Origin of the sequence: Mycobacterium simulans (assembly GCF_900232995.1) — a bacterium.
Taxonomy (GTDB): Bacteria; Actinomycetota; Actinomycetes; order Mycobacteriales; family Mycobacteriaceae; genus Mycobacterium; species Mycobacterium simulans.
The window spans coordinates 1,478,653-1,495,707 of record NZ_OCVX01000003.1 but is presented as its reverse complement, the minus strand read 5'-3'; the positions used below and the strand labels follow the sequence as shown (position 1 = coordinate 1,495,707).

The following is a 17,055-nucleotide window of genomic DNA, read 5'->3' as shown; positions in this document are numbered from 1 at the left end:
AATTTCATCGTTGCCCCTATCCTGTGGAGATGAGCCTGGGTCCGCAGCTAGCGAGCGCCGAGAACATCGCCGCGGTCGGGCATGCCCGCCGGGCGGTGATCGACCAGGCGTGGCGCGCAATCGGTCCCGGCGTCGAGGTGCTCAGCAGCGATGACGGCGGCCCGCTGAGCCGGACGGTCAAACGCATCATCGATCCGCTGGTGCTGCGGTTGCGATCGAATCCCCCGTATTCGGCACCGGTCGTAGCCGCCGAGACGGCATCGGCGATGCACGATCTCATCGTTGCGAGCGGTCCGCAATTGCGTTTCGCCGCAGCGTGGTTCGAGGTTCTCAAACTCGAGCGTCGCAGGCAGCGGATTCGCAGCGGTAATGCCCAGGAGCTGTACTTCCCGGTGTGCTTCGAGCTCGCGGTGACCAAAGGCGCACCCGCGCCCCAAGATCGCGACACACCGGCCGAGGTACTCCACGAGATTCACCACGGCCGCGACCGCACCGCAATCGAGGTACTGAACGAGTACGTGGCCAGTCCCGAGGTCGTCGCCGCACTGAGCGAACAACTCGACCGCAGCTGGCACGACGTGCGGGCCAGCAACACGGTAATCGAACCATTCCTGGCCGAACTGACCACCGTGCTCGGGACCGCCACCACCCACAATGCTGCTACAGCGCGGCAACGCGTCTGGTCGGCCATGATCGCCGACGCCACACCGTACAACCTGGGCGCACTCGCACGCACCGATGCGGCGGAGCTGCCCTGGTCGATTGTCAAGCTTGGCTTGAGTTCTGCTGCGCCGCAACGGCAACCGAAGATCAACGGGGGTTCCGACAGCGACCGTCCACTGGATCGCAGCGTGGTGGACCGGGTGCGCGCCACCTTGCGACGTGCCCTGGATCGCGCCGCGTTGCCCGACATCCCGCTGCTGTGCGCGGAAGAGGTCGACCGCGCCAGCGCACCGTGGGGACTGCTGGCGGAGGACAAACAGGCCACGCTGGTGGCCGGCATCGAGGTCGCGATCGAGCTTGCTCCGTTGGACCGATCCGTCACCAGCCGTTACGCCTTGGCCGCCCAGGTCCAGGCCCGGCTACGCAAGGAGGCCTATGTCCTGCACGCGCGGCGCTACCTCGCCGACGGTGGCCCAATCCATCCCCGGCAACGCCAGGTGGTCGACGACCTCGCCGCCTACGCACAGCCGTACCTCAGCCGGCTGTGGGCGCGGCTGCATGGACGTGACGTCTGGCAGGAGCCGTGCGACGACGTCGAAGACGTGCGGTCGCTGCTCGAGGGTGTGGCCAGATCGGTGAGCCTCGACCACCGGCAACGGATTAAGGCGATGCTGGAATTGCAGGTCGCGGGATGAGATTGGTTGCCGAATCCGGTCTTTGGACCACGGGACGCTCCGCTGCCGCATCGCCATTGGTCGCGGTGCTGGAGGTCAGCGGTGCGGTGCTGTCCTGGACGATCGACGAGCCAGCCGACACAACCCAGATCACCTTCACCGATTTGTCTCGCGCCGACTGGCTTTGGCGCGTTGTCGGTGAGGCTGGGCATGTGGCCCTGGCTTCGGCGGTGGCGGAGGCCGCCGGGTCCGGCCCCGACGAGCCGGGGGCCATCGAGCTCACCGGAGTCGACATCGTGCCGGGATCGGTGGGCCCGCTGCACAGGTTGGCTGTGGGTCATTGGCTGCGGCGCTGGTGGCCCGCCAGTCAGCGGGACGGCATCGCCGGTCTGGACCGGGCGCTGCTCGACGTCGAGATCGCAACGCTGACCGTCGGCGCTCAGGGCTTTTTCACTGACGACACCCTGGACTCCGACGTGGCCGAGCTGCTGGCGCCGCACGCCGCGACCCTGATCACCCACGCCCGTACTGGCGATCCCCGAGTCCGAGACCTAGTGCGTGCCGGTGCCGAGCTTGCCGACGAATTCGGCGTAGCTGGCATTGGATGGCCGGAACTGTCGATGGCAGTTCATGATTCGAGCGCGGCCCCGCCGCAGCCGACCGGGCGACAGGACGACTACGCGCTAGCCGCTGGCGCTGACGGGAGTCCGATCGGTTCGGCCGCAATCGCCCGGGGCGTCGCGTCCATCAACTGGGCCGCGGTACCACCCGGAATTTTCGATGCCGCCGAGGACACGGTCTCCTGGCGTGTCGAGGCGGCCGGTCCGGCGGTGGTCGCCGTCGTGCGCGCCGCCGTCATCGGACCGGATCCGGCCACCGGCGTGCCGGTGCAGGTCCGTTCCGGCGACGTCAGGGGCACGGGCGCCCTGGAATCCAACGGCCGTGCCACGCTGCCAATGGTCGACGCTGCGCAGCGGCCGGTAACGGAATCGGCGGCATGGAACCACGACTGGCCGACGACGTCGGTGGTCATCGGGGCCGACCTAGCCGAATCACGCCTGACCCGGGATCGGATCCGCAGCTGGGCGCGGGCACGGTTGCACCGGCCACCGGACGACGCCTTCCTCACCGAGATCCTGGCTGCCGAATCCGCCTATTGAGCGCCTATGCTGAGCGAGTGCCCAACAACTATCGCGTCGTCCAGTGGACCACCGGAAATGTCGGCAAGAGCTCGGTCCAGGCAATCGCTGCCAACCCCGCGTTGGAATTGGTGGGGTGTTATGCGTGGTCGCCAGAGAAGGCCGGACGCGACGCCGGCGAACTGTGCGGTATTGAGCCGCTAGGCGTGGCCGCCACCAATGACGCCCACGCTCTGCTCGCCTTGAAGCCGGACTGCGTGGTCTACAACCCGATGTGGATCGACGTCGATGAGCTGGTCCGCATCCTGTCGGCGGGCGTCAACGTGGTAACCACCGCCGCCTTCATTACCGGGCACAACCTGGGCGACGGCCGCGACCGCATCCTCGAAGCCTGCCGGAAGGGCGGCTCGACGATCTTCGGATCTGGCGTCAGTCCCGGCTTTGCCGAGCTGTTGGCCATCGTGTCGGCTGTGGTGTGCAACCGCGTCGACAAGGTCACCGTGAATGAGGCCGCGGACACCACGTTCTACGACTCGCCGGCGACGGAGAAACCGGTGGGCTTCGGGCAGCCGATCGACCACCCGGAGCTGCAAACGATGACCGCCCAGGGAACGGCCATCTTCGGCGAGGCCGTCCGGTTGGTCGCCGACGCGCTGGGCGCCGAACTCGACGACGTGTGCTGTGTAGCCGAGTATGCGAAGACCACAGCCGATCTCGACCTCGGATCGTGGACCATACCCGCGGGATGCGTCGCAGGCGTCTACGCAAGTTGGCGTGGAGTGGTTGGAGACAAGACCCTCGTAGAGCTCAATGTCCGGTGGCGTAAAGGACAGACGCTCGAACCTGACTGGAAGATCGACCAAGACGGCTGGGCCATCCAGATCGACGGGCAGCCGACCGTAACAACGAAGGTCAGCTTCTTGCCACCGCCATACTTCCAAGCCGAGACGATCGCCGACTTCATGGTGCTCGGGCACATCATGACGACGATGCCCACCATCAACGCGATCCCGGCCGTTGTTGCCGCCGCCCCCGGCATCGTCACGTACAACGACCTGCCGTTGACACTCCCCAGCGGATTGGTCCCAAACTAGATAGAGTTCTGGGCGGGGAGGAAGACCGCAAACCATGAACTTTCTGGTATTGCCGCCGGAGATCAATTCGGCACAAATTCTTGCCGGCGCGGGGTCGGGTCCAATGCTGGCCGCGGCGGCGGCCTGGGACGAGCTGGCCAATGAATTGACCTTGGCGGCAACCTCATTCAGCTCGGCGACGTCGAACCTTTCGCAGCAGGCCTGGCAGGGTGCAGCCGCGGCGGCGATGGCCACCAGGGCGGCCGAGTATGTGGGGCGGCTGAACGCGGCGTCCGTCCTAGCTGGGGCCGCGGCTGCCCAAGCAAAGACGGTGGCAGCGGTCTACGAAGCGGCGGTTGCAGCCACGGTCCATCCAGCGATGATCACGGCCAACCGCACGCGGCTGGTGTCGCTTGTCTGGTCGAATCTGTTCGGGCAGAACGCCCCTGCGATCGCTGCCACCGAAGCCCACTACGAGCAGATGTGGGCCCAGGACTTGGCGGCAATGTCCGAGTACTACGCCGGGGCTTCGGCCGTGGCCACACAACTGACACAACAGGGGCTGCAACACGTCAACCTGGGCATCGGCAACATCGGCAATCTGAACCTGGGCGGCGGAAACACCGGCAACACCAACCTGGGTAGCGGAAACATCGGCAATACCAACGTGGGCAGCGGAAACACCGGCAACACCAACCTCGGCAGCGGAAACTACGGCCACACCAACCTCGGCAACGGAAACGGCAACGCGCTCGATGGCGTGGCGTCCAATTTCAACATCGGCAGCGGAAACCTCGGTGACTACAACATTGGCTTCGGAAACTCTGGTCCCGGAGGTGGGCCGGGTAACGGAAACATGGGCAACGGAAACCAGGGCAGCCAAAACATCGGCAGCGGCAACACCGGCAACGCCAACGCCGGCGCCGGCAATACCGGCAACGGCAACGTCGGCTCCGGCAACGCCGGTAATCAAAACTGGGGATTGGGCAACACAGGAAGCAACAACATCGGTTTCGGCAACACCGGAAGCAACAACATCGGCATCGGGCTCACCGGCAACAACCAAATCGGCTTCGGTGCCCTGAACTCGGGTAGCGGGAACGTCGGCTTCGGTAACTCAGGCACCAACAACATCGGCTTCTTCAATTCGGGCAGCGGAAACTTCGGCGTAGGCAATTCCGGGGTCAACAACACCGGCGTCGCGAACTCCGGTGCCACCAACACCGGCTTCTGGAACTCAGGCGACATCAACACCGGCATCGGAAACTCGGGCACCAGCGCCTACGGCGGAGTCAACACCGGCTTCGGAAACGGCGGATACCACAACACGGGCTTCGGGAATGGGGGCGCGTTCAACGCGGGCAACTTCAACTCGGGCAACCACAACACGGGCAGCTTCAACTCCGGCTTCCTTAACACGGGCGCATTCAATTCCGGCCCGGTCAACACCGGCTTCGCGAACTCGGGGAGCATCAACACGGGCCTGTTCAATTCGGGCGAACTGAACACGGGGGTAGGCAGCTCGACCGACCAACCCGCCGGTAACTCAGGGTTCGGCAACTCGGGTGCCAACACCTCGGGCTTTTTCAACGGCACGGGCGCCGATAGTTCGGGATTCGGGAACACGAGCGGTTTCGGTTTGAACTCCGGCTTCTTCAACACGGGCAGCGGTGGCCGCGCGACCGGCTACCTGAACTCGGGTGCCGGCTTCGGTGTCACCGGCTTCTTCAACTTCGGCAGCGGCGGATTGAACTCGGGCTTTTTCAATTCTGGAGACGCCGGCGGGAACTCGGGCCTGCACAACTCCGGTGGCGGTAGCTCGGGTGGGTTCAACACCGGAATCGGGCAGTCGGGCTTCTTCCGCTAACTGCCTCCTGCGGCGACAGAAGCGACCAAACCCGTTGAGTAAGATGGAAACTGGCGATTCGTATCGACCCCGGCGGACGAGGGTTTGGCGTCCGCACCTTGTCGGGTATCCATCGTCGCATGAGACACTCGCTGCGAGTTTACGGTTCCTCGTGAAACACGTTGCGGCATAAACGGACTGCTACCCTGCGTGCACGAATTTGCGGCAACCACTGGCCAATCAATAACCAATCAGGTAAAGGTTTTCGAATGAAGCGACACGTCATTGCAGTGGCACGCCGCGTTGCGTTGGCCGCAGGTCTGGCGGCGGCGGTAACAACTCCCCCGATGCTGAGCATGCCCGTCTGGTCGGCAGCTGCCGAACCATGTCCAGACGTTGAGGTGGTGTTCGCCCGCGGCACCGGCGAACCACCGGGCCTTGGGGGCATTGGAGGGTCGTTCGTCGACGCACTGCGGCCGCAAATCGGATCCCGGTCGCTGGGGGTTTACCCGGTCAACTATCCAGCCAGTACCGATTTTGGCAGCCCCGATTTTCCCAAGACGGTCATCGAGGGGATCCGTGACGCGAGCTCGCATATCCAGTCCATGGCGGCCAGCTGCCCCAATACCAGACAGGTTCTCGGCGGCTACTCCCAAGGCGCCGCCGTTGCAGGCTACGTCACCTCGGCTGCCGTGCCACCCGGCGTACCCGCTGCCGCGGTGCCCGCGCCGATGGCACCCGAGATAGCAAACCACGTCGCCGCGGTCGTTCTTTTCGGAACACCTTCGCCGCAATTCCTCGGGCAGTATGGTGCACCGCCGATCGCCATCGGTCCGCTGTATCAGCCCAAAAGCATCCAATTGTGCGCTGACGGCGACCCGATTTGCGGTACCGGCGAAAGCGCCGCCACCCATACCCTGTACGCGGTGAACGGCATGACGAACCAAGGCGCCGATTTCGCCGCGAGTCGCCTCTAGCCTCCCAGCCGTGTGACACACCCAACAATCAGTCGGGTGGTACACCGTTGCACAATCTCAGGATGCGTGTTCTGGTAACCGGCGGGACAGGATTTGTGGGAGGCTGGACCGCCAAGGCAATTGCTGACGCGGGTCACTCCGTCCGGTTCCTGGTCCGAAATCCCAAACGGCTCACTACGTCTGTCGCCAACCTGGGCGTCGACGTCTCGGATTTCGTTGTCGGGGATATCAAGGACCGCGACTCGGTACGCGAGGCGCTCAGCGGATGCGACGCCGTCGTGCACAGCGCTGCGCTGGTCGCCACCGATCCTCGCCAGGCTCAGCAAATGCTGTCCACGAACATGAAGGGTGCGCGAAACGTTCTGGGTCAAGCCGTTCAACTAGGCCTGGATCCGATCGTGCATGTATCAAGCTTCACCGCGCTTTTTCATCCCGACTTGGAGACGCTGACGGCGGACTTGCCCGTTGTCGGTGGAACCGATGGGTACGGCACATCCAAAGCGCAGGTTGAAATTTATGCCCGCGGTTTGCAGGACGCTGGGGCACCGGTGAACATCACCTATCCCGGCATGGTCCTGGGTCCGCCCGTCGGCGACCAATTCGGCGAAGCCGGCGAGGGCGTCAAGGCCGCGCTGCAGATGCACACGATTCCCGGACGGAATGCGGCGTGGTTGGTCATCGACGTCCGCGATGTGGCCGCGCTGCACGCCGCCCTGTTGGAACCCGGACGGGGACCACGTCGCTACATGGTGGGAGGACACCGGATTCCGGTGGTCGAGCTTGCGAACATGCTCAGACAAATCGCAGACACTCCCATGGTTGCCGTTCCGATTCCCGACACATGGCTGCGGGTGGCCGGCAGCTTGTTGGATCTCGCGGGGCCGTATCTTCCGTTCGAGAATCCATTCACCGCCGCGGGGATGCAGTACTACACGCAGATGCCGGAATCCGACGATTCGCCGAGCGAGCAAGAACTCGGTATCGCCTACCGGGATCCACGTGACACCGTGGCCGATACGGTCGCGGCCGTTCGCGCGACCCGCTAATCCGCCTCAGGGGGTTCCGCGTCACCTCCAGCCGGGGGCGAGCGCTTCAGCCACTTCTTCAGCCGAAGAAGCTCATTGATCACGATGCCGATTCCCAGAAGTACCAGCGTCGTCACCACGATCGCGGTGGTCACATACTCCATGGTGACAGGTCGACACGTCGGCAGGTGGAAACGCCCCACACTATACGGATGACGCCGTGAGCCCACACGCTGCCGGATCCGATCGCCGAGGTGCGTCAATTCTGCTCGGCATGAACAAAACTCGACGCACGCTGCCAGCGGCGGGCATGTCAGATCTCGCCGGGACCAAGGTCGAGGCTGTCACTTCGATTGCAGAAGACTTCCGCTTTTCCAATGCTCGTTCGATGCCGAATGTGTTGGTAGTAGCTAGAAGTCGTACGGCTCGGGTTTGCAGGGGGTGCCTCATCGCGTCGGGCACGAAGCCCGGATGGGGGTTGGCAACGATGCCCATGCCATTCCGTACGGGGGTATAGCATGTAGCCGGATGATTTGCAAAGTCGTTGGAGGCCTTGCTGTCTCGCGTGACAACCACACAGCATTGGAGTCAATTCGCGGCAGACCACATGTCGGACAAGCCCTGTCCACCGACAGTAGGACAGAATTTCATCCAGTGGACGACTAGGCGCAGCACATCGTGCTGGTAGACACTTTGTGCTGGTAGCTCTGGGAAGCCGGCGGACGCTCCGAGCGGTCGCCTGGAACCAGGGAACCTCCTACACCGCGAGTCCACCGTCGAACTCACGAACCTGCCGCCGCACAGGTTGATTCGACTAGTCGCATCCCCGATTCGCACTAGTTAGCCCCCAGAGAAATTGGAGCCACGACAACCGTGTCAGAAGACGGGATGAAACCACCGATGCCTGCCGAAACACATGTCGTCATTGCCGGTGCCGGAATCGCGGGGATGGCTGCCGCCATGCTCCTGGCCGAGGCCGGAATGCGGGTCACGTTGTGCGAAGCCGCACCCGAAGCCGGGGGCAAGGCCAAGAGCTTTCGCCTCCCGGATGGTCACCCGACCGAGCACAGTTTGCGGGTTTACACGGATTCGTACCAGACCCTGCTCACGCTGTTCGCGCGCATACCCACCAAGAATGGCATGACGGCGCTCGACAATCTGGTCGGCGTAAGTCTCGTCTCGACTACCAAGCGCGGCGTGATTGGCCGAATGACTGCGCCCGTTCTTTTGCGACGCCGGCGGCCGACCTTCGCACAGCTCGTTGACAAGGTGGTCGAACCGCTCCGGCAACTTGGCCGGATCGCATTGCGGAGCCCAATGGTGATTGTCGGTCTGGCCCAAAGAGGACTGGCGCCCACCGAGGTCATCCACTATCTCTACGCGCATCTGCGCCTGTTGTGGATGTGCAGGGAGCGACTCTTCGCGGAACTGAGCGATATCTCGTATGGGGACTATCTACAGCTAAGCCGCAAGTCTTCCCAGGCGCAGGAATTCTTTGCGGCCTTGCCGCGCATTTACGTCGCAGCGCGCCCGAGCGCGGAGGCGGCAGCGATTGCTCCTATCGTTCTCAAAGGGCTGTTTCGCCTGAAAAGCACGTGCCCGCCGGCCCTCAACGACACAAAGTTGCCCTCAATCATGATGATGGATGGGCCGACGAGCGAGCGCATGATCGATCCCTGGGTTCATCACCTCCGAAATCTCGGCGTCGACATCCAATTCGACACGCGCGTCGGCGATCTCGAGTTCGCGGATGGCCGCGTCACCGCACTGATATCGGCCGATGGCCGCAGGTTCGCTTGCGACTATGCCATCCTCGCCGTGCCCTATCTGACGCTGCGCGAGATGGCCAAATCAGATCACGTCAAACAGTATCTTCCTCAGCTCACTGAGGTGCATGCCATTGCGCTCGAGGCATCAAACGGAATCCAGTGTTTTCTGCGCGACGTTCCCGCGTCGTGGCCAACATTCATCCGCCCCGGAGCGGTCGCTGCGCACGTGGAAAGCGAGTGGTCTCTAGTCTCCGTTCTCCAGGGCGAAGGCTTCTGGAGAAACGTCTGTCTGCCCGACGGAACCAAATACGTTCTGTCGATCACCTGGAGTGATGTGGACAAGCCCGGTCCGATTTTCCATCGGCCGTTGAGCGAATGTACTCCAGAGGAGATCTTGACCGAGTGCCTGGCGCAGTGCGGCCTCGATCGGTCGCCCGTCCTGGGGTGGCAGATTGATCAGGAACTGAAGTTCCTGGGCGAGGCCGACTACCAAACGCAGGCGGACGAACTGCCGCCGCATCTTGTCTCGGAGCCAACGGCCGGGAATCGCATGGTGAATTTCTCGCCGCTCAACATATTGATGCCGGGCGCTCGCAACCGATCTCCGGGCATATGCACGGAAGTGCCCAACCTCTTCCTGGCCGGTGAAGCCATCTATTCGCCTGACTTGACTTTGTTTGTTCCCACCATGGAGAAGGCAGCAAGCTCCGGTTACCTGGCCGCCCACCAGATCATGAGCGTGGTTGCTCCCCACGTCCCACCTCATCTGCGGATCGACTTCCGCGATCCCGCCCCCTTCGCGATTCTCCGGCGCGTGGATCGATGGTTTTGGCACCGCCGCCGGCCGCCCGACCAATCGACAACACCGACCAGAGCCATTCCCCTGACCAGCACCAACCCTCGCAGAACCTGGAGCTCACCATGACCGCTGACACCGTCGCCGCCAACAATGCAGTGCCCGTTATCGACACCGGGCCCGTCCGACCCGGCAGACGGGGCCTTGGCCGCCCGGCCACCCCGCTGACTCGACGCCGACAGCCCTCCCCGGCGTCGGTGCTGCTGGTATCGGGTTTCGGCGCCTTCCTCGCTTTCCTCGACTCCACGATCGTCAACGTCGCGTTTCCCGACATCCAGCGGTACTTCCATAGCGGCATCAGCGACCTGTCGTGGGTGCTCAACGCTTACAACATCGTCTTCGCGGCGTTCCTGGTGGCCGCGGGCCGGCTCGCCGACTTGCTAGGGCGCAAGCGGGTCTTCATCTATGGCGTGGTGTTGTTCACAGTCGCGTCCGGGTTGTGCGCGGTCGCCGACAGCGTCGGGCAGCTGGTCGCATTTCGGGTGCTGCAGGGCATCAGCGCAGCGGTTCTGGTCCCGGCTCCCCTCGGGCTGGTGGTCGGGGCCTTCCCAGCCGAGCGGCGCGCGCATGGGGTGACCCTGTGGGGCGCGGCGGGCGCCATCGCCGCAGGCCTCGGCCCGCCGATCGGTGGTGCCCTCGTTGAGGCATGGGGCTGGCGGTGGGTGTTCCTGGTGAACCTACCGCTGGGGGCTGTGGCCGTGCTGGCGGCTCGGCGAGCGCTGGTGGAGAGCCGAGCCTCCGGACGCCGGCGCGTGCCCGACGTGCGTGGCGCGGCGCTGCTGGCCATCGCGCTGGGGTTGCTGACCCTCGGGTTGATCAAGGGCCCGGACTGGGGTTGGGCCAGCCTGGCGGCGAGCGGGTCCTTGGTGGCCGCGGCGGTCGCGATGGTCGGATTTGCGATGAGCTCACGACACCACCCCGCACCACTGGTAGAGCCCGCGCTGTTGCGGATCCGCTCGTTCGTGGCCGGCAGCGGGCTGACCGCCGTCGCCAGCGCCGGTTTCTATGCCTATCTACTGACACACGTGCTGTTCCTGAAGTACGTGTGGGGCTACACCCTGCTGGAGGCTGGCCTGGCGGTCGCCCCCGCGGCATTTGTCGCCGCCGTCGTCGCAGCCCTGCTTGGCCGCGTCGCCGACCGACACGGCTACCGCGTCATCGTCGGCGTCGGCGCGCTGATCTGGGCTGGCAGCCTGTTGTGGTACCTCGAGCGTGTCGGTTCCAGTCCCAACTTCCTGGGCGAGTGGCTGCCCGGCCAGATACTGCAAGGAATAGGCGTGGGCGCGACATTGCCGCTGCTCAGCAGTGCCGCCCTGGCCGGGCTGGCCGCAGGCGGCAGCTACGCCACCGCTTCGGCGGTGATCGGCGCCATCCGCCAGGTGGGCGCCGTGATCGGCGTCGCGCTGCTGGTTGTCCTGGTTGGCACACCGGCACCGGGCGAAGCCGAAGAGGCGTTTCGCCGCGGCTGGGCGATGGCCGCGATCTGCTTTGTGGCGGTTGCGATAGGGGCGGTGTTGCTGGGTCGCATCCGCCCAGCCCGCACAGCGGCGGTTGCGCCCGAACCCGCGCCGCCGGCCGATACGACGGAATCGCAGCCGCCGGAATCCGCACGGATGTCCTCATCGGCCGCGCAGGTGACCCCGATGCTCAAGACTTCCCACGGTGTCGACCTGCTGGACGCGCTGCGGGTTGCCCGGCCGAACGCCGAGCAGGTTGAGCTGGAGGCGGGCTCGTATTTGTTCCACGCGGGCGATGTGTCCGATGCGCTCTACGTGGTGCGCCGCGGCCGCCTACAAGTCCTCGCCGGCAACGGCGAGAAGGAAGTGGTTGCCGAGTTGGGTCGCGGCCAGGTGGTCGGCGAACTGGGGGTGCTACTCGACGCGCCCCGCTCCGCGACCGTGCGGGCCGTGCGCGACTCGACCCTATTGCGACTGACCAAGGCGGAATTCGACGACATCGCCGACGCCGGCGTGCTCACGGCACTGGCGGGGGTGCTGGCCAGCCGGCAGCACCAGACACGGGTGGCCTCCCAGCGGACAACGCCCGAGGCCGTAGTCGCGGTCATCGGTGTCGACGCCACCGCGCCCGTAGCGATGGTGGCCACCGAGTTGTGCGCGGCGCTGTCGACCCGGCTACGCGCAGTTGCCCCCGGCCGAGTAGACCGCGATGGATTGGAACGCGCCGAGCAGGCCGCCGACCGGGTGGTAATACACGCGACGGTCGATGATGCGCACTGGCGGGACTTGTGTTTGCGCGTCGCCGATCGCGTGGTGCTAGTCGCCAGCGACCCAGCTCCGCGTTCAGCACCACTGGCGGCCCGAGCGACCGGGGCCGACCTGGTGCTGGTAGGACCAGCCGCCGGCCGGGAGCACCGACGTGCCTGGGAGGAATTGGTCACGCCGCGGTCAGTTCACGCTGTCCGCCCCCGAACGGTTGCCGACGACCTGCGGGTGCTCGCCGCGCGCGTCGCGGGGCGTTCTATCGGACTGGTCCTTGGCGGTGGGGCCGCGCGGGCGTGTGCCCACCTCGGCGTGCTCGAGGAACTGGAGGCCGCCGGGGTCACCGTCGACCGGTTCGCCGGCACCAGCATGGGGGCAATCATCGCTGCTCTGGCGGCCAGCGGTAAGGACGCCGCCGGTGTGGATGCGCAAATCTACGAGCACTTCGTGCGCAAGAGCCATGGCGACTACACCCTGCCGAGCAAGGGACTCATCCGCGGGAAACGCACCCGGGCCTCCTTGCGCACGATCTTCGGAGACCAACTGGTGGAGGAACTGCCCAAGCACTTCCGCTGTGTCAGCGTCGACCTGCTGGCCCGACAGCCCGTCGTGCACCGCCGAGGCCTGCTCGCCGATGTCGTCGGCTGCTCGATGCGGCTGCCATTTTTGTACGCGCCAATGCCCTACAACGGCACGCTGCACGTCGATGGTGGCGTGCTGGACAACGTGCCGGTCACCACGCTGGTGGGGAAGGACGGCCCGCTGATCGCGGTGAACGTGGCCGCTGGCGGAAATCCAAGCCCCGCGTCCAGCAGCAAACGCCACGGCAAACCACGGGTGCCGGGCCTCACCGACACCCTCCTGCGCACCATGACAATCAGCAGCGCGATGGCGTCGGAAGCGGTGCTGGCACAGGCCGACCTCGTGATCAAACCCAACCCAATCGGTGTCGGCCTTATGGAGTACCACCAGATTGACCGTGCCCGCGAAGCGGGCCGGATCGCGGCCCGTGAGGCGCTACCACAGATCATGGAGCTGGTGCAGCGCTGAACAGCGGGCGACATACTTACGTCCCAAGGAATCACCGCGCTGTGACGAACCCGCCGTCGATACGATAGCCAGTTAGCCGCCGCCTTTTCATTCTTAATGCAGTGTCAGCACTGTGAAGTAGAGTGTGAAGCATGACGACAATTACCCACCCTTTCGTCGTCGAAGAGCCAGGGAACATTCCGCTGCCCTCTGCTCCGCTCGTTCGTGCCATAGCGCAGGTCAAATTTCCGCACCTCACGCAATTCACGATCAACGAAGACGCGGTGGCTTCGGGTGTTGCCAAGGCTCTCGCTGACCAATACCCACTAATGGAGGTCGGTCACGAGGTCGCCATGATCATCACTGCAGATGGCGTCAACGAGAATCGCAGCGCTTCGCGGCTTTGGCGGCTGACGAGCGGCGACCGTGCGTGGCAGATCAGTTTCAGCGGGACCTTCCTCAGCATCGACACCACAAACTACGTTCGCCGCAGGGACTTTGCGCAGCGACTCGCTGACGCCTGGGCAGCTCTGAACCGGCAAGTCCCTGTGCCGTACGTTGCAAGACTCGGAGTTCGATACATCAACCAGCTGACTGACCGCGACCACCTAAAACGTCTCCCGACGTTCCTGCGAGCAGAGATGCTGGGCATCTCGATGGCCCAGGATTCAAACGAGGCAGCACTCGTCTCAGCCCTCAGCGAAGCCCAGTATGGGTTCCCTGACGGCGGTTCATTTCGCGCGCGCTGGGGACTACTTCCAGCAGACGCCAACATCGACAATTCAAGCCCGACCTACGGCTATCCGACGTGGATGCTCGATATGGATTCGTTCCGAGAGTTCGCACCCGGTTCTCAGAATGGCGAGAACCTCTACGAAGATGTTCGCGCATTGGCGCTTCGGGGCTACCAGTTCTTCCGTTGGGCAGTAACAGATGAGTTCCTCTCGACCTTCGGAGGGAACCAGTGACCTTTACAGACAACGTTATCGATTGCCGCGAGCCGGTCGCCGAGTACGTGTTCAGCGAGTTCGGAACCAGCACTGTGTCGTCCAAACCCTGGCCGCATGCGACGAAAGCCGGCGCGTCGCTCGTCTTGATGGGTACGGCCATGCTCGGCGGACTGGCGTCCACCTCAATTGGAGCCCAGCACGGCGCAATCGCGTCTTTTGTGGCGGTGGGGCGGGCTGACCGTGGCGAATTGGCACCACCGATTGCGCCGACGCCCACGGCTGTCGGTTCAGGCGAGGTCGGGAAGCCTGAGCCCAGAAGCGACCGTGAAGAGATCGCATGGATCAAGGAGCGCTCTGGGCTCACCTGGGACCAGTTGGGCAAGGTCTTTGGCGTATCGCGTCGTGCTGTGCACATGTGGGCTAACGGCGGGCGACTAAACGAATCGAACGCGCGCCGTCTGCGTGCGTTTTCGGCACTCATTCGGCGTGTCGAATCTGAGACGCCTCAGTCGACACCTGAAGCGGTTCGTGCGCGCCTCCTCCAGATCGAGCCGGACGGATTAAGCATCATCGACCGCCTTCGCCGCGAACGTTCCGCGGGCCCGACCTGGGGTGCCCCTTTCGGTCCCGAGCGCTTGGTGGATGCGGTCCGCGGGGCCCTGCGTACGCCGGTGGGTGAAGTCGGTCCGTAGCGGTGTGGGGTTTCGGGAAGATACGAACACGTCGTCATAGGACGGAAAGCGATTCGAATCAGCCGCGGCAACCACAACCCGCACCTGAACTAGGCGACTCGTGTCGCGATTGGCGGCAAGGGGATGTATTCCGAGGCGCTAGGACGTTCGTCTTCGACCATGCATGGGAGCCTCGCAACATCGACACTGTGCACGGCGCGGTTGTCGTGAGCCAGACCTGCGACGCTTGCCTGCCGCACCGGGAACGCATACAGATTGCCCCCGTCGTGCGTTTGGAACACCACGGTGATCTGAGTGAGGCTGCGGCAGGGAAACGTCCTCGGTACGTTGCCGTACCCCGACTTGGGCCAGAATTCTTTGCCGATCTGGACGGGATCACGACAGTTTTGAAGGTGGCGTTGCTCTCCTGTGAACGCGTGAAGGGAGTCGAAACCGACAGGGAGATTCGCGAGTTTGCCTTCTCGGTCGCGCGGCGATTCGGACGTTTCGCCTACCCCGATGATGTAGACAAATGCTTAAGGCCAGTCACGAAGGCCTTGCAATCGAAGGCACGTAGCGAACGGTCGCCACTTGGCCAGATCCTCACCCGCGTCCATTCGTTCAGGGTGCAGTGCGAAGACTGGTCGAAAGCGCCCTACGAACTGACCATTATCGTCATCCTGGAGCCCGACGTGGTTCCGTCGGATCTGGGTGATATCGGGGAGCCCCCGCAAGACCTGCCTAATGCGTCAGAGAGCAATTTGGCGAAGCTCATTGGCACCTATGTGACCTACCTCAATAACGACAAACACAGCACGACTGAGCACTACTTCGCCTGGCAGTACCTTGCGGAAGCCTGGGCACGCCAGTGCGAGGAGAGTGCGACACAGCAGGGGTTGACAGCCATCGTCGGCTCCGTCACGGCGGAACTAGCCGCGGTCGATGACTTCCCACTGTCGCGATATCTCACTAGTGAGAGTCTGGACCTCGACCACCTGTCTGACTCACGCAAACCGATCGCATAGCGCGGCAGGCAGATAACCATCGGTCGCGACAGTCACGTCGCCATCGCGGTCAATGGCTCGTTGGCGCACCGCGCTACTTCGACCCGTGTTCTGTCTTCCGATCCGTATCCCGGCTCGGCTGAACACGTTTCGGTTCGCCCGGCATCTTTGGATAGTTCGGTGGATAGGACATGTCGCCGAGTCCGCGCTCCTCGTCGGCAGCGACCATGTCCAGCAACGGGGCAATCGACTGGGCCACATCATCCATGGCGGCCCACGGGTCGGCTCGGACCCGCACGAGATCGGGGACGGTCGCCATCGTGTAGTCGTCCGGATCAGCGCCGGCCAGTTCCTCCCACGTCAGTGGCATGGACACGGTCGCGATCGGGGTACGACGCACCGAGTACGCCGACGCCATGGTGCGGTCGCGGGCGTTCTGGTTGAAATCGATGAAGATGCGCTTGCCGCGTTCTTCCTTCCACCACGACGTGGTCACCGCATCCGGTGCGCGGCGCTCCACCTCGCGTGCCAACGCGATACCGGCCCGACGTACTTCGATGAAGTCCCACTCTGTGGCGATCCGCAGAAAAACGTGGACCCCGCGCCCTCCGGATGTCTTCGGATAACCGACCAATCCGAGCTCGTCTAGCAACGGTCGCAGCACATCGACGGCAATGGCGCGGGCCTGTTCGAATCCGGTGCCGGGTTGCGGATCCAGATCGATGCGCAACTCGTCGGGATGTTCGGTGTCGGGACACCGCACCTGCCAGGGGTGCAGCGTGACGGTGCCCATCTGGGCCGCCCACACGATCGCCGCGGGGTGCGTCACCTTCAGCGCGTCGGCGGTCCGTCCCGACGGGAAGGTCACTCGGCAGGTCTCCAGATAGTCGGGATGGTGCTGCGGTATCCGCTTCTGGTAGATCTCCTCGCCATCGATGCCGTCGGGAAAGCGCTGCAAGTGCGTCGGCCGGTCCCGCAGCGCGGTGAGCATCGGACCAGCCGCCACAGCACGGTAGTACTCGACGAGCCGGCCCTTCGTACCGTTCGAGCCGAGCTGGGGGAAATACACCCGGTCCGGATTGGTCAACCGCACCGCGATGCCGTTGACGTCGAGTTCTTCTGCTGGGGCAGCCATATCTGGATTCCAGCATGCCGCACGG

General features: G+C 64.2%; 13 protein-coding genes. 11 read left to right on the top strand and 2 right to left on the bottom strand.

Annotation, left to right across the window (positions count from 1 at the left end; all coding sequences use genetic code 11):
- Positions 1–29: 29 nt before the first annotated feature.
- The 6 genes from MSIMFI_RS07520 to MSIMFI_RS07495 all read left to right on the top strand — a co-directional run bounded on the left by MSIMFI_RS07520 (position 30) and on the right by MSIMFI_RS07495 (position 7,418).
- Entirely contained in the window at positions 30–1,358 is a 1,329-nt protein-coding gene (locus MSIMFI_RS07520) for a hypothetical protein (RefSeq protein WP_191496744.1), read from the top strand.
- The gene (locus tag MSIMFI_RS07515) at positions 1,355–2,497 is read left to right on the top strand and encodes a hypothetical protein (protein WP_191496743.1); all 1,143 of its coding nucleotides are present in this window, start codon (positions 1,355–1,357) and stop codon (positions 2,495–2,497) included. The genes MSIMFI_RS07520 and MSIMFI_RS07515 overlap by 4 nt, the downstream gene beginning before the upstream one ends.
- Before the next feature lie 17 nt (positions 2,498–2,514).
- Positions 2,515–3,570 carry an NAD(P)H-dependent amine dehydrogenase family protein gene (locus tag MSIMFI_RS07510; RefSeq protein WP_191496742.1) on the top strand — a complete coding sequence of 352 codons (1,056 nt, stop codon included), beginning with the start codon at positions 2,515–2,517 and terminating at the stop codon, positions 3,568–3,570.
- 34 nt (positions 3,571–3,604) lie between these two features.
- Positions 3,605–5,416 (top strand): PPE family protein, encoded by a 1,812-nt coding sequence (locus tag MSIMFI_RS07505; protein WP_191496741.1) that lies wholly within the window; start codon positions 3,605–3,607, stop codon positions 5,414–5,416.
- Between the two features lie 326 nt (positions 5,417–5,742).
- Complete coding sequence (locus MSIMFI_RS07500) at positions 5,743–6,372, top strand: cutinase family protein (RefSeq protein ID WP_224770241.1); 630 nt, start codon at positions 5,743–5,745, stop codon at positions 6,370–6,372.
- A 62-nt stretch (positions 6,373–6,434) separates the two neighbouring features.
- Complete coding sequence (locus tag MSIMFI_RS07495; RefSeq protein WP_191496739.1) at positions 6,435–7,418, top strand: SDR family NAD(P)-dependent oxidoreductase; 984 nt, start codon at positions 6,435–6,437, stop codon at positions 7,416–7,418.
- Here the strand turns inward: MSIMFI_RS07495 and MSIMFI_RS07490 are convergent.
- On the bottom strand, positions 7,415–7,561 hold the full coding sequence (locus MSIMFI_RS07490) for a hypothetical protein (protein ID WP_191496738.1): 147 nt from the start codon (positions 7,559–7,561) through the stop codon (positions 7,415–7,417). The genes MSIMFI_RS07495 and MSIMFI_RS07490 overlap by 4 nt on opposite strands.
- 724 nt (positions 7,562–8,285) lie before the next feature.
- On the opposite strand from MSIMFI_RS07490, the gene MSIMFI_RS07485 reads away from it, so the two are divergent.
- The 5 genes from MSIMFI_RS07485 to MSIMFI_RS07465 all read left to right on the top strand — a co-directional run bounded on the left by MSIMFI_RS07485 (position 8,286) and on the right by MSIMFI_RS07465 (position 15,916).
- Positions 8,286–10,091, top strand: a complete 1,806-nt coding sequence (locus MSIMFI_RS07485; protein ID WP_191496737.1) for an FAD-dependent oxidoreductase — start codon at positions 8,286–8,288, stop codon at positions 10,089–10,091.
- Positions 10,088–13,291: an MFS transporter gene (locus tag MSIMFI_RS07480; protein ID WP_191496736.1), complete on the top strand. Its 3,204-nt coding sequence runs from the start codon at positions 10,088–10,090 to the stop codon at positions 13,289–13,291. The genes MSIMFI_RS07485 and MSIMFI_RS07480 overlap by 4 nt, the downstream gene beginning before the upstream one ends.
- Before the next feature lie 131 nt (positions 13,292–13,422).
- Entirely contained in the window at positions 13,423–14,238 is an 816-nt protein-coding gene (locus tag MSIMFI_RS07475) for a TIGR04255 family protein (RefSeq protein ID WP_191496735.1), read from the top strand.
- Positions 14,235–14,912 carry a hypothetical protein gene (locus MSIMFI_RS07470; RefSeq protein WP_191496734.1) on the top strand — a complete coding sequence of 226 codons (678 nt, stop codon included), beginning with the start codon at positions 14,235–14,237 and terminating at the stop codon, positions 14,910–14,912. The genes MSIMFI_RS07475 and MSIMFI_RS07470 overlap by 4 nt, the downstream gene beginning before the upstream one ends.
- Positions 14,913–15,100: 188 nt before the next feature.
- The gene (locus MSIMFI_RS07465) at positions 15,101–15,916 is read left to right on the top strand and encodes a hypothetical protein (protein WP_191496733.1); all 816 of its coding nucleotides are present in this window, start codon (positions 15,101–15,103) and stop codon (positions 15,914–15,916) included.
- Positions 15,917–15,989: 73 nt separating this feature from the next.
- Here the strand turns inward: MSIMFI_RS07465 and ligD are convergent, their stop codons facing one another.
- Positions 15,990–17,030: a non-homologous end-joining DNA ligase gene (ligD, locus tag MSIMFI_RS07460; protein WP_191496732.1), complete on the bottom strand. Its 1,041-nt coding sequence runs from the start codon at positions 17,028–17,030 to the stop codon at positions 15,990–15,992.
- Positions 17,031–17,055: the final 25 nt, after the last annotated feature.

What these genes read in the sequence shown, in the direction of transcription:
- MSIMFI_RS07520 (WP_191496744.1), top strand. Translation starts at nt 30, where the DNA reads ATGAGCCTGGGTCCGCAGCTAGCGAGCGCCGAGAACATCGCCGCGGTC.
- MSIMFI_RS07515 (WP_191496743.1), top strand. Translation starts at nt 1,355, where the DNA reads ATGAGATTGGTTGCCGAATCCGGTCTTTGGACCACGGGACGCTCCGCT.
- MSIMFI_RS07505 (WP_191496741.1), top strand. Translation starts at nt 3,605, where the DNA reads ATGAACTTTCTGGTATTGCCGCCGGAGATCAATTCGGCACAAATTCTT.
- MSIMFI_RS07500 (WP_224770241.1), top strand. Translation starts at nt 5,743, where the DNA reads ATGCTGAGCATGCCCGTCTGGTCGGCAGCTGCCGAACCATGTCCAGAC.
- MSIMFI_RS07495 (WP_191496739.1), top strand. Translation starts at nt 6,435, where the DNA reads ATGCGTGTTCTGGTAACCGGCGGGACAGGATTTGTGGGAGGCTGGACC.
- MSIMFI_RS07490 (WP_191496738.1), bottom strand. Translation starts at nt 7,561, where the DNA reads ATGGAGTATGTGACCACCGCGATCGTGGTGACGACGCTGGTACTTCTG.
- MSIMFI_RS07485 (WP_191496737.1), top strand. Translation starts at nt 8,286, where the DNA reads ATGAAACCACCGATGCCTGCCGAAACACATGTCGTCATTGCCGGTGCC.
- MSIMFI_RS07480 (WP_191496736.1), top strand. Translation starts at nt 10,088, where the DNA reads ATGACCGCTGACACCGTCGCCGCCAACAATGCAGTGCCCGTTATCGAC.
- MSIMFI_RS07475 (WP_191496735.1), top strand. Translation starts at nt 13,423, where the DNA reads ATGACGACAATTACCCACCCTTTCGTCGTCGAAGAGCCAGGGAACATT.
- ligD (WP_191496732.1), bottom strand. Translation starts at nt 17,030, where the DNA reads ATGGCTGCCCCAGCAGAAGAACTCGACGTCAACGGCATCGCGGTGCGG.